This window comes from Vibrio navarrensis, from assembly GCF_015767675.1.
Lineage (GTDB): Bacteria > Pseudomonadota > Gammaproteobacteria > Enterobacterales > Vibrionaceae > Vibrio.
The window spans coordinates 952,798-965,750 of record NZ_CP065218.1 but is presented as its reverse complement, the minus strand read 5'-3'; the positions used below and the strand labels follow the sequence as shown (position 1 = coordinate 965,750).

The 12,953-nt window shown below is 49.5% G+C and carries 11 protein-coding genes; 5 read left to right on the top strand and 6 right to left on the bottom strand.

The features are described 5' to 3' along the window. Positions 1–69 precede the first annotated feature (69 nt). Positions 70–1,323 (bottom strand): SGNH/GDSL hydrolase family protein, encoded by a 1,254-nt coding sequence (locus I3X05_RS20960; protein WP_045570153.1) that lies wholly within the window; start codon positions 1,321–1,323, stop codon positions 70–72. Between the two features lie 440 nt (positions 1,324–1,763). Here I3X05_RS20960 and I3X05_RS20955 point away from each other — a divergent pair, with 440 nt between their 5' ends. Beyond that, a complete protein-coding gene (locus I3X05_RS20955; RefSeq protein ID WP_337971237.1) occupies positions 1,764–4,136 on the top strand; it encodes a S8 family serine peptidase in 2,373 nt (790 codons plus the stop codon). Positions 4,137–4,145: 9 nt separating this feature from the next. Beyond that, positions 4,146–4,493, top strand: coding sequence for a hypothetical protein (locus tag I3X05_RS20950; protein ID WP_045570074.1), 348 nt, complete (start codon positions 4,146–4,148; stop codon positions 4,491–4,493). Between the two features lie 29 nt (positions 4,494–4,522). Here I3X05_RS20950 and I3X05_RS20945 read toward each other — a convergent pair whose 3' ends face one another. After that, positions 4,523–5,767, bottom strand: coding sequence for an MDR family MFS transporter (locus tag I3X05_RS20945; RefSeq protein ID WP_045570073.1), 1,245 nt, complete (start codon positions 5,765–5,767; stop codon positions 4,523–4,525). Positions 5,768–6,053: 286 nt separating this feature from the next. On the opposite strand from I3X05_RS20945, the gene I3X05_RS20940 reads away from it, so the two are divergent. Then, positions 6,054–6,965, top strand: a complete 912-nt coding sequence (locus I3X05_RS20940) for a LysR family transcriptional regulator (RefSeq protein ID WP_337971236.1) — start codon at positions 6,054–6,056, stop codon at positions 6,963–6,965. A 54-nt stretch (positions 6,966–7,019) separates the two neighbouring features. On the opposite strand, the gene I3X05_RS20935 is transcribed toward I3X05_RS20940, so the two are convergent. The 4 genes from I3X05_RS20935 to I3X05_RS20920 form a co-directional block, all read right to left on the bottom strand. Beyond that, complete coding sequence (locus I3X05_RS20935; protein ID WP_082069640.1) at positions 7,020–7,379, bottom strand: hypothetical protein; 360 nt, start codon at positions 7,377–7,379, stop codon at positions 7,020–7,022. A gap of 181 nt (positions 7,380–7,560) precedes the next feature. Then, positions 7,561–7,959, bottom strand: a complete 399-nt coding sequence (locus tag I3X05_RS20930; protein WP_045570071.1) for a cytochrome b562 — start codon at positions 7,957–7,959, stop codon at positions 7,561–7,563. An 82-nt stretch (positions 7,960–8,041) separates the two neighbouring features. Next, positions 8,042–8,791: a phosphatase gene (locus I3X05_RS20925; RefSeq protein ID WP_193167372.1), complete on the bottom strand. Its 750-nt coding sequence runs from the start codon at positions 8,789–8,791 to the stop codon at positions 8,042–8,044. Between the two features lie 69 nt (positions 8,792–8,860). Then, positions 8,861–9,301, bottom strand: a complete 441-nt coding sequence (locus I3X05_RS20920; RefSeq protein ID WP_045570069.1) for an SRPBCC family protein — start codon at positions 9,299–9,301, stop codon at positions 8,861–8,863. 224 nt (positions 9,302–9,525) lie between these two features. On the opposite strand from I3X05_RS20920, the gene I3X05_RS20915 reads away from it, so the two are divergent. Together I3X05_RS20915 and I3X05_RS20910 are read left to right on the top strand one after the other, a co-directional pair. Continuing rightward, the gene (locus I3X05_RS20915; protein ID WP_337971235.1) at positions 9,526–12,405 is read left to right on the top strand and encodes an HD domain-containing phosphohydrolase; all 2,880 of its coding nucleotides are present in this window, start codon (positions 9,526–9,528) and stop codon (positions 12,403–12,405) included. Between the two features lie 120 nt (positions 12,406–12,525). Continuing rightward, positions 12,526–12,849 (top strand): heavy metal-binding domain-containing protein, encoded by a 324-nt coding sequence (locus I3X05_RS20910; protein ID WP_045570152.1) that lies wholly within the window; start codon positions 12,526–12,528, stop codon positions 12,847–12,849. Positions 12,850–12,953: the final 104 nt, after the last annotated feature.

The window sequence follows — 12,953 nt, the reverse complement described above, 5'->3', positions numbered from 1 at the left end:
GAGGCAATAATCACAATGAAAAACGGAAGCCGTTTGGCTTCCGTTCTGATTAGGCGCTAAGAGATTGTTTTAAAAGGCAAAACGCTGCATACCTGTGCCCGGTTCGAGCATCTTGTCTGCGATGTATTTGTACACTGCGGTGGTTGGGTGAGTGACATCCCAGAAGACGTATTTGTCTGAGCTGTGTGCTGTGCACTCGCTGGTCAAGCTATGGCTGTAGAGATAATCCGTCGCCGACGAACGGTTGATGTTCAAACACGCGTCGCTGGCGTTAACAAAGCCATGCTGTTGCGGGTTGGTAGTCAACTGTTCAAACAGGGTGTAAGTATCGTACAGGGTGATGTTGTAGCCTTGCAGGATGTATAGTGCCACTTGCGCTTTGATGAACTCGTTAAATTCTAGGATCTTCACGCGCACTTTGGCAATTTCATCGGCGGTCGAGTATTTGAACTGCGGCGCTTTGGTCGCATCTGGCAACGTCATCAACATGATGTTTTGTGCACCGGCATCGGTAAGGCGAGCTAACGCGCTGGCGAAGTCCGCTTGCACGTCGGCCACTTCACGGTTGTAGTTCATGAAATCATTCAAGCCAAACTCAAGCGTAAACAAGGTGTTGGCTAGCTTGTAGTTTTTCGCCATTTTGGCGTAGGTCAGATAAGAAGAGACCTGATCCCCTACCCCAGTCAGCGCGATGTATTGATTCGAGCCTGCCGCGCCGCCCACGGCCCAGTTGTACAGCGGCAGTTTTTTCTCTTGGGCGATGTATTCCGTCCAGACAAAACCGTTGGAGAAGTGGCCGAGGAACCAAGTATTAGGGTTGGGGAAGCGCCACATTGAGGCATTGAAGATGTTGCCGGTATCCGACAAGCTATCACCAAATGCGACCATCTTGTTGATTTGATCGGCTTGCATCACCGGATCATTGCTCCAAATCGTGTGGTTGTACGACCAACGATTGTCGGCAGCAAAGAAAGTGATGTCGGCGTTTTCATGGTTCACACCGAGCGTCTCTTCACAACGCTGCTTAATCACGTTTTGCGAGGTATTGGTGTAAAACATGTTTTTAAAAGAGACCGAGCTCCACCAATAGCCATTGAGGGTGTAGTAGCTCCCATCGGGATTTTGTGCCCATTGCCAATCCGTTGCCGAATCGTTATGAGAGTTTCCGGTGCGATACCAGCAGCGAACATAGGTGTAGGTTTGTTTGTTTTGGGTACTGACCACTTGCGCAGTCGTTATGGATTCAGGAGAGAGCGCTGGCTCAGCAGCCACTGCAGAAGCGAGGGGGAACAGAGCCCCCAGCAGTATTGTCATCTTTTTCATCGAATTATCTTCTTGTTTTATGATTTTAAACTGGCAAATGAGAGCATTTATCGCTGACAGTTTTATCATTTTGGGCAGATACCCTATCGAGTCAACCACCTAAATATGCAATTTTACAAATCTGGCATCAAAGTCAAAAAACATTCATTCTATCAATTGAAGATTATTTTATAAAAATAGAATAATTACCCACTAGAAATAATTTAACATGCAATTTTAACCAATTAACTGTTTGCTTTATAAGAACTTTAAATAAACAAGTGATGTTCACCTCCGCTGTTTATTGGGTGACATTTTGTACAATTCTTATCATTCAAGACACGATTATCTTGGCATTCTATAACCATAAGCTATAGCTAGACAGCTCATGAATCGCACATAAAAGTGACTTTTCATGAAGATAAAGTGAATAATAAACAGCTCAAAAAGGAATAGAGCAAATGCACTACACAACAACAAAAACCAAAGGGATCTTTTCCCTGTCTGCTATCGCTGTAGCGATCACCGCATCAGCATCAGCGCTCGCTGCACCCGGTATTGGCTTCAACGAGGCAGACCTTCCAACCAAATACATAGTAAAGTTCAAAGACGACCTTCAAACGCGTTCGACCATGGCAAGCAACCCGTTTTTCGGCCCGAATTTGGTCCGAGAAGCGGTGCTTAACCAAGTCAACGCGCGCCAAGTGGAAAAGCTCGGTCGTCAAGCGCTGTACAGCGTTGAAATCGATAGCAACGAGCTTACTGCACTGCAAAACAACGCCGAAGTGGAATACGTGGAAATTGACCCGCCGCGCTATCTGCTGAGTGAAACCACCCCATGGGGCTACGGCGCGGTAAACGCGCAGCGACTGGATGACGGCAGCGGAGGCAACCGCACTGTGTGTATCATCGACTCCGGCTACGATCTCAATCACAACGATTTGAGTGGTAACCGCGTCAATGGCAGCAACGACAGTGGCACTGGCGCGTGGAGCGATCCGGGCAACAATAACGCCCACGGCACTCACGTGGCAGGCACCATCGCGGCCATTGCTAACGGCGAAGGAGTGAAAGGGATCATGCCGAATCAGAACGTCAATCTGCACATCGTTAAGGTGTTTAACGAGTCGGGTTGGGGTTACTCTTCCAGCTTGGTCAAAGCGATTCAAACCTGTGCCGATAATGGTGCTAATGTCGTTAACATGAGCTTAGGTGGCAGCCAGTCCAGCCGCACGGAAGAGGCCGCACTGAAAGCGATTTACGATCAAGGCGTGTTGCTGATTGCCGCCGCCGGTAACTCGGGCAACACCGCGCACAGCTATCCGGCCTCTTACGACTCGGTGGTTTCAGTGGCGGCGGTGGACAACCACAACGATCACGCGGCATTTTCTCAGGCGACAAACCAAGTTGAAGTTGCCGCGCCGGGCATGGCCATTTTGTCGACCGTAACGGTAGGCGAAGGGATTTTGTCGGACATTTCACTCTCTGGTAACCGCTACTTTGAGCGTGGGGTCGTACCGCACAACCGTTTGATCGTCAGCGGAAGCAATTACGCGCCAGCACCAGTTGCAGGCAGTGTCACCGCGCCACTGGCAAGTTGTGATGTCTCTTCAGGCAGCTACAACTGTGGCGATATGAGCAATAAAGTCTGTCTCACCGAACGTATTGACAACCAAACCGCGACGCTCGATCCGGAAATCGATGCGGTCAAAGCCTGTTACAACGCTGGCGCGAAAGCGGCGATTGTTTACAGTAACCAAGCGCTACCGGGCCTGCAAAACCCGTTTGTACTGGATGACAACAACCGCTACCGCATGGTGTCGGTGACGGTCGACCGTCAGCTTGGTTTGGAACTGGCTAACCAAGTCGGGAGCAGCGTCACTGTGTCCACCGAAACGGGCAAAGATTACGAGTACTACAACGGCACCTCGATGGCAACCCCACACGTTACCGGCGTTGCCGCGCTGGTGTGGAGTTACCATCCAACCTGCAGCGCGCAGCAAATGCGTAAAGCGCTTCGCGCTACCGCCACCGACATCGACGTTGCTGGCCGCGATAACCGTACTGGCTATGGCTTGATCAATGCCGATGCGGCGAAAGCGTATCTGGACGCAGGCTGTGACGGCCCAACAGGACCTGTCGATCCTGATGGAAACGCGCTGGAAAACGGCGTAGCCAAAGGCCCACTCTCTGGTGATGAGAAAACCAGTGCCGTGTTTACTTTTGACGTTCCAGCCGATGCCACTCAAGCCAGCTTTAACTTAAGCGGCGGCACGGGCGATGCGGATATGTATGTGCGCTTTAACGGCACGCCGACCACCAGCAGCTACGATTGTCGCTCTTGGCAAAGTGGCAACGGTGAACGCTGTAATCTTAATGTCACCCGAGCGGGTACCTATGAAGTGCTGGTCTATGGTTACGCGGCTTATTCCGGCGCTTCGTTAACCGCTACGCATAACGGCAGCGATGAACCGACGGACGGCCAAACGCCTTCGAGCTACACCAATGCCAACGCGGTGGCGATCCCTGATAACGCATCGGTAGGCGTGGTGAGTGAGCTTAATGTGCTGCGCAGCGGCGATGCGGGTAACGTGAGCGTGGATCTGAACATCAGCCATACTTATATCGGCGATCTCAAGGTCACTTTGATCTCCCCAACGGGCGGCCAAGTGGTTCTACACAATAACAGCGGCGGTTCTGCCAACAACATTCGCACCACGCTATCGGCCGATTTTACTGGCTATGAGGCGAAGGGAACTTGGCAACTTAAAGTGGTCGACAACGCCAAACAAGACACGGGTACCCTCAACAGCTGGACCCTGTCATTTCAATAAGGAGAGAGTATGAAGAAGCGCATTCTATGGTCAGTTGGCAGTGTGGTGCTTACCACGATCACGGCGCTAACGTTTATGCCACAGTCACACGCCAACAACGCAGGCTTTCCGGTGGTCGATAAACGTGTGCAACAAGCCGCGGCTGCCCCTGCCCGTTATTTCGTTAAATATCACGCAGGTAAAGAGCAGCAAGTGCGTGAGCTTCTTCGCTCCTACGAGATTGAAATCGTCGATGCCCTCGTCAAACAACAAGTGTTGGTGGTGACTGGGGAGAAGCAGCAGATCGAGCAGCTTGGCCACAGCGAGTTGATTGATTACACCGAGCCAGAACCGACGAGGATGCTCTACGCACAATAAGCACAACGCCCCATCATGGGGCGTTATTTTTATCTTTCAGCACTGACCGCTTGCGGCACATCACACTCTAAATGATGTTCCGCCAACCAGTAGAGCCAGATCATAGCAAGACACAACACAAAACAGAGCCCGAACAGCCAGTTGGAGCTCAACGAATCAAGCATCATCCCGCCAATCAGCGGAGACACGGCAAAACCGAGCGAATAGAGCGCTGCGGCGCCGAAGTAGGAGCCGCGTAAATGGGCAGGTGCCAAACGGTCAATCTGCACATTGAGGGTTGGAAAGGCGATCACTTCTCCAAGGCTCATGACAAAGCAGGCCAGCCCCCAGCCGAGCGGCATATCGGCTGGCGTGAGCATAAAGCCAACCTGCGCCAACGCCATTAAGATCATACCGATGCGAGTACGCGCAAACAGCGGCACATGCTCCAGCCATTTCAACATCGGAAACTGAAAAACGATGATCGTCATGGTGTTGACCAAAACCAAACCGGCGACAATCTTCGCCGCGTCGATGATGTCGGAGCGTACAATCACTTGCGGAATAGACGACTCCAACTGCGCATACACAAACATCATCAGGAAGTTGGCGATCATCAGCTTAACGAAAATCGCATCACGGCTGATGACTTTGAGGGTGGCGCGAAAATTCGGCAGTTGGGAGGGATCGGGCTTACTAAACGCCTGCTTGCGCTCAATGCCAAAAAACAGCCAGCAGGTGTAGAGCAGATATGTGATACCCGTGATGTAAAACAGATGCTGCGGTGAGCTCAACCCAATCGTCACCCCGAGCAGTGGGCCAATCGCGCCGCCCAAATTGAGTAAGAAATAGCGAATGTTCATCGCCAGTTCGCGATCTTTTACATCGGCTAAGTTATCGCCAAGCACCGCTTTGGCGGGCGCTTCAATCATCGGCCGCATTAAGCCTGCCAGTAAAATGAGGACATAGAAGTGCCACAACTCGCTCGCCAGTGCGATGCCAGAATACGCCGCTGCGGCAACCAAGCTGCCGCACACCATCACCCATTTTCGGCCAAATTTGTCTGACAAGTACCCCGAATAAAGGCCGGTCAAGGCGCCAACAATCGCCGAGCCTGCCAGCATGCCGCCAATTTGCGCCGCGCTCGCGCCGTAGTCTTGATACAAGAACACAATCAGAAATGGCCACGCCATAAAGTAACTGGTTCGCGCCAACAAAGTGCCGCTGAGCACCGTCCAAACCGAAAAATTAAACCGCCTGACACGCTCTCTTTGAAACAAACTCTCTTCTTGCATTGTGGCTCCTTGCTCTGACTGACGTGAACAACCTGATGGCAGGCGTAAATAGGTGATTGGATGAATAATTCGCCCAGTATAGGGGCACAACGCAGGATATGTAACCCGTTGTTAACAAAAGTTGTTAACAAAAATAATAGCCACAAATTTTATTGGAGATTACCCATTCATTGTCCCTCTCAGATGGGCAAAATTCGCGCTCATTTCCCTTCCCCATGCAGTGATTTGTGCCCTTTCTGTTACAATGCTCGCCCGATCTGCGCTTTGCTAAAAGAGATAGCACCCTATGGTTAATCCGAAACTCATCGCTTTACTGCCTGATCTCGCCAGCTTTATTTTGGTCGTCAACGAAGGGAGCTTCACCGCGGCGGCCAAAAAACTCGGCGTCACGCCTTCGGCGCTGAGCAAACTCATTACCCGTCTTGAACAGGCCTTAAAGGTGAAGCTCTTTGAACGCACCACGCGCAAGTTGATCATCACGCAAGCTGGGCAAAAGGTTTATGACCAAAGCGTTGCGATGGTGAATGCGGCGCAGCAGGCGATTGAAGTCTCGGAAGCTGAGCACTGCGAACCTTCTGGCGCGTTAACCGTTGCCGCACCCGAAGCGTTTCTTAATTCGGTATTACAGCCGTTTGTGGTGCCGTTTTTGACTCGCTATCCGCACATCCAACTTAAGCTGCGCGCCGCAGACGGAGAGATTGATCTGTTCCGCGATGGTATCGATCTGGCGTTTAAACTCACGGACAAACCCGATGAAAACTTAGTGCTCAAAGAGATGAGCAAAACCCGTTTAGTGCTGTGCGCCTCGCCAGATTACCTCAAGCGCAGAGGAACCCCGCATCACCCGACTGAACTAGTGCAACACGATTGCCTGTATCTGGCGGAAAACGACAAAGACAATCTCTGGTCGTTCTCCAAAGAGGAAGAGTTGCACTCCGTCGCGGTGTCCGGCTGCTATGCCGTCAACCACTCGCAGATGCGCCTTAACGGCGTCAAGCAAGGGCTTGGCATTGGCATCTTCCATGATTTTGTCATCCGCGAAGCACGAGAGCGTGGCGAAGTGGTGGAAGTGCTGTCTGATTGGATGATCAAAAGTAACTACCATGGCGCGATCGCCATGCAATACCCACAAAGCAAGTACATGCCCGCAAGACTGAGGGTGTTTATTGATTTTGTGAATGAAAACTTGGTGTTTTAACGCGCTTAAGAAAAGGCAACGTGATGTAAACGAGGAGAGGTGAGCAGCAAGGGTTTAAGCAACAAAAGGAGGCAACGGCGGCCCTCTCGGAACTTGTCTTTCAAATCGTACACTTAGAGCCAAAAAAGTGTAGCTGTCTGAAATAACGAAGCTCAGTCGGGAAAGTAATGGTGTAGTTGGAAGTGAATCTTGATGAAAAGAAGAAAAATGGCTGAACGGACAGGGCTTGCCGCTGTGAGTTGGCCTTTGATCGCCCTCTTCGATCTGTACTAGTTCAAACCCGTTCAGTGTACAAAGTGTCGCCCACACGCCAGCGCTGCTACCATGTGCATTGATAACAGGCATCAGTGATACCAGCGTCCAGCTCAAGGCGGTTGCCAGCAACATAGCGCGATTGAATCGGGAGAAACGCATTGCCATTACGGGTTGAAGGTTTGCAAAAAGCTTATAGTAAAGCGGCATGGCTTGCAAAAATGGCAACAAATAACTGATTTGTTCATCACATCAATCCAGTAACCGCATGAAAAACGGCAAAAGAAAACCCGCTTAAAAGCGGGTTAAAGCGGGTTGATCGTTAATGTGATAAGAGAGAGGCTTAGCCGAACAGCTTGCTCCAGATACTCGGGTTACGCTTGTCGTGATACTCTTCGCGCAGCTGGTCAATCTCACGCAGTGCTTGTTTTGCTTGTTGCAGATCGCCCTGCTTTAGCTCTTGATCGATTTTACTCAGCACTACCGACAGCTTGTTAAAACCTTCTTGGTAAACGCCATCTTTCTCGGCAGGGTAGATGCCTCGCTTAGAGCTTTCAACCAGTGCTTGCAGTTGCGTCACCGCCGCCTGCATGCTGTTAATATCTTGCGCTTCTGCTGCATGACGAAACTCCAGTTTCATCTGTTGCATGTTTTGTTTTAAGTCCACTCCAGCCGCATTCGCTGCGCCGTGGAAGGAAGACAAAATCAGTGCTGAGCCGAGCAAAATTGAACCAAACTTCATTACTTCTCCGTTGTTCTTATCATTTTTTCGCCGCTAGTGTACTGCATAGCCCGCGAAAAATAAGCAAAGAAAATGTAAAAAGTCACAGACTCAAATGGGCAAATTCGGCAATCTCTCCTCGACCACGCAGCGCAAGAAAGGCGAGAAACTGCTTGGCAGAATGCGTGATCACCTGAGTGGATTCAATGCCAACCTTATCCAGCAGCTCACTAGCCAGATCGAGTTTTCCGACATCTTGACAAAAATGGGCATCGCTTCCGGTCGTGAAATAGACGCCAATGGCTTTGCCGACTCGGGCGATTTCGTAACAGCGCTCGACACTGCCCACTCGGCTGTGGCCACGTAAAGTGGAGTTGTTGATCTCAATCGCCACGTCATACTCTTTGGCGCATTGCAGCACGGCGGTGAAATCAAAATCAAAGTGCGGATTACCCAGATGGCCGAGTGCATCGACGCGGCCATTTTTGATTACATTGATCAAAGCTTGGGTATGGGCTTCTTTGCTTGAAGGGACAAACACGGGCTCGTGAAAACTGGCGATCACCCAATCCAGATTGGGGTCCACACTGAGCGGAATATCAATTTCGCCTTCGGTGTTTAAGATGTTCGCTTCGACACCTCGAAGAATCGCGACGTCGTGGATAAAACGCGGCAACACACGCTGGTTGGAGAAAAACCAATAGTGTGGCGCTCCCGGCATCGATTCCGCATGATCGGTGCTGCAAAACATGGCTAAGCCATTTTCTTTAGCACATTGTGCGTTTTCAATCAGTGTGCTGTAAGCATGACCACTGGCGTAAGTGTGGGTGTGCGTATCAATCTTCAGTTCCATCATCACTCTCTGCATCGCGCTATCAGTGCGGTTAGTTTACCCCGTTAGGCAAACGAGAGCCCGTAAAAACTAGCGTTCACTGAGTACTTTAATCAGCGGCAACGCCCTTTCCCAACCGTGATTGAACATGGAGACAAAGTCACTGTGGGTGGTGATGGTCACCATTAGCAGTAGTTTGCCCTCTTTGGGGCGCAGTTGATAACGCTCTTTGGAGCCAATCCATTTGCAGGCGACATCACTGTCGATATCTTGCACATGATCTGGATTGAAAATCGCCACATGGTGAAGCTCGATATTGCGGCTGGGTTCAATGGCATCGATGACGGCTCGGGTCCCGCCCATTTCGGGGTCAAAAAATTTGATGTCTTCACCTTCGCGCCAATCACCAGAGAATTGCGATTGCGGTGAGAAAGCGGTTGCCCACTGTTTGTACAGTTCCAGATCGGTCAACACCTGCCACACCTTTTCCGGTGTTGCGTCTATCTCAATATGATAATTCAAGGTCAACATGGCTTTTCCTCCCTGAAGCATGCCAGTAACACGCTAGCGCATACAGACTAAAAATCAACCAGTTATTTTTTGGCAAGGCGGCTAATTTCGACAATACTTAAGCAGACGTAGAAAAAAGCGCGCACAAATTAAACACATACTATGCGCTAGCACAACAGCAGTGGCTGCGGTTGGAGCAGCGAGTTGTGCACTTTCCCCCAACGTTTGAGAGCACGGAGCACTGAATGAAAAAACAACGCTACCCGCTGAGCATACATATTACGAGTCTGTTTCTCGTTTTAACCACTATCATCGGTATTGTGTTGATTTCCATCAGTTATAACCATTCACAAGCGTTGCTCAGCAAAAGCGCCGAAGGCATCAGCCTTGAACACGCACACAAATTGGAATCGTCCTACCAAACGTCGGTGAGCCCGGTGCTGACCACGCTCAATTTCATGGCAGAAAGTGCGTTTTTGGATGAGCAGAATGATGCCGCTAGATTGGCGCCTTGGCTCAAATCACTGGCGTTGATCTTTAACCAAAACCCCAATTTGGTCGCACTTTATCATGCCTCGGAAAGTGGCATATTCACCCAGTATCGAATGCTCACTTCCGAGATGATGAGAACCCGCTTTGACGCGCCAGAGGGGGCTTATTTCTTAATTAACACCACGCACGTCGATGGTCGCAACGAGTTTGTCTATCTCGACCAAGATTTTCAACAAGTCGACTATCGGTTACAAAACGACAATCAATTTGACCCAAGAGTTCGACCTTGGTTTGTCAATTCAGAGCCCGATGGGCAGATTCGGCTGACTCAGCCATATTTTTTTTACTTTTTGCAGACCAATGGCGTGACATTGTCACGTAGATCAGCCGACGGACAACACGTTATCGGTGCCGATTTTACCCTGTCTAATCTTTCTAACCAGATGGAGGCGCTCGCCTTTGCGCCACGCACAAAATTAGCCTTGCTCGATGCTGAAGGTCGCCTGTTGGCGCAGCATCAGTTAGAAACTGAGGATAAGACAGGACAGGATTTACAACAAAGTAAGACGTTTTCTACCTTATTTGCGCCTCTGCTTGACAATATTGGTCAGGGAAATACGCGCTTCCAAACTCAGCAATATCAGGGCGATGAGTGGTCACTCACCATGACGCCTGTCTACCTGACTGACAGAGTGCAGTTGACGCTCGCCGAGGCGACGCCAACCAACGAACTGCTCAGCGATTTGATTTCTATGCGTGATAAGCAGGTCGTCACGGCTATTCTGATGCTGTTTATCTGTTTTGCCATTGTCTGGGTGGTGGCGAATCGTCTCTCTAGACCACTGCAAAATTTAATCTTACTTACTGACAACATCGCCCGTTTTGATTTCAAACGCACGCGCTACCCACAGAGCATGATTAAAGAGGTGATGAACCTAACCAACTCCATCGAGTTGATGGAACATACTCTGCACGATCTACTGCGTTTATTGCGAGATACCGCCAGCAATCAAGATTTTGACCTGCTAGCGAAAACCATCGCCCATCAAGCCTATTTGGTGACCAAAGCAGAAACCATCATGCTTTACATCCAATCCGACGAAGAGAAGAAACTGAGCACAGCGGCGAATCACGCCATTATTCCGCTCAAAATCGACATCAATGAGTTCATCAACGAAACGCCCTGGATGATGGCGCAGTTGAAAGAGGGGGAAACCATTCACCTTGACCGTACCTCGAACGCGTTAAAACGCCATCACGATACCATTTTCAATACGGATATCTTCTTCTTCCCGTTACTCAACCGTGAAAAGTCACTGGTCGGGATTGTCACTATCGGTTACGAGCGCACTCCCACCGATGCGCAAATGGATAAACATGCTTTTTTACGCGAGCTGCTCAGTTTCGCGCAAATTGCTAAAGACAATATCGACCAGATGCAACAACAAAAAGAGATGCTCAACGCCTTTATCGAGCTGATTGCCTCTGCGATTGATACCAAATCCCCTTATACTGGCGGGCATTGTCAGCGCGTGCCACAACTGGTCAATTGGCTGACGGAAGAAATTCATCGAGACAAAAAATACTTCCCCAACTTTTCCGTCAATAACAAGCAGTGGGAAGAGATCAAACTGGCCGCTTGGCTGCATGACTGCGGCAAAGTGACCACCCCTGAATATGTGGTCGACAAAGCGACCAAGCTTGAGACGATTTACGATCGCATCCACGAAATCCGCATGCGCTTTGAAGTGCTGAAATTGCAAGAAGAAGTCAGCTACTGGCAAGCGCTCTACAATGGCGTAGAAGCGGCACAAGCCAAACAGACGCTAGACGAGAAACATCGCCAGTTGGATGAGGAGTTTGCTTTTGTCGCCCGGTGTAACGTGGGTAGCGAGGATATGGCGCAGCAAGATGTCGAGCGTCTGCGCAGGATCGCTCAACGCGAGTGGAAACGCACGCTAGATGATCAACTCGGCGTATCGTGGATAGAGCAAAAACGCCACACCAGCAAACCATCGCTACCCGTCATGGAGCCGTTGCTGGCCGACAAACCCGTGCATATGATTCCGTGGGAACAAGGTGGTCATCCGAGCCAGAACTGGCAACAGCCTTATGTGCTCAAACCCGGCAACTGTAAATACAATCGTGGTGAGTTACACAACCTCACCATACGTTATGGCACCTTGAATGATGAAGAGCGCTTTATCATCAACGATCACATCATTCAGACACAAGTCATGCTCAATCGCCTGCCGTATCCAGAGCATTTGAAAAATATTCCGGAAATTGCGGGCGGCCACCACGAGCGCATGGATGGCAAAGGCTATCCGCTTGGTTTAAGCGAAGAACAGTTATCGATTCCCGCAAGAGTGATGGCGGTTGCGGATGTGTTTGAGGCGTTAACCTCAAACGATCGCCCGTATAAAAAAGGCAAATCCTTAGCTGAGTCACTGGAAATTATGACTAATATGGCAACCTCCGGGCATATTGACCCAAAAATCTATCTGCTTTTTTTACTGCGCGAAGTGGATCAGAAATACGCGAAAACGTTTGTTAATCCAAAACAGTTCTCAGAGGTGGATCGAAATACTCATATTGAGCGAGTGAAGAATTATCTAAGAAATCAATTCTAACTCTAAGGATTTGATTTTTAATAAATACTAACTTGCTATCTGCTTGGATAAAATATAAATTGCTCCTGCCCTTATCTGAAGAAATTTAATTGCAACTTTTAACCTAAACGAGGGCAAATGATGATAGTAACAACTACTCCGCAAATTGAAGGCAAGCGAATTATCGCCTACAAAGGCGTTATTGCAGGCGAAGCCATTCTTGGCGCAAACTTATTTAAAGATCTTTTTGCGGGAATAAGAGATATGGTTGGTGGACGCTCTGGTACTTACGAAAAAGAATTAGAGCGAGCAAGAACCATAGCGTTTGAAGAGTTAGAGCAAAAAGCGCGCGCTTTAGGCGCTAATGCGATTGTTGGCGTGGATATCGATTATGAAGTCTTAGGCCAGAGTAACGGCATGTTGATGGTTTCTGCTAGCGGTACCGCAGTCGTGATCGAGCAGTAATCCTTTCCAGCAAAGCCTCAGTTAAATCGGATTAACGACGCAATGTATGATCCTACTTCAAGGAATATGATTTTTTTGTGAATGCGCGTATTAACTGTTTACAC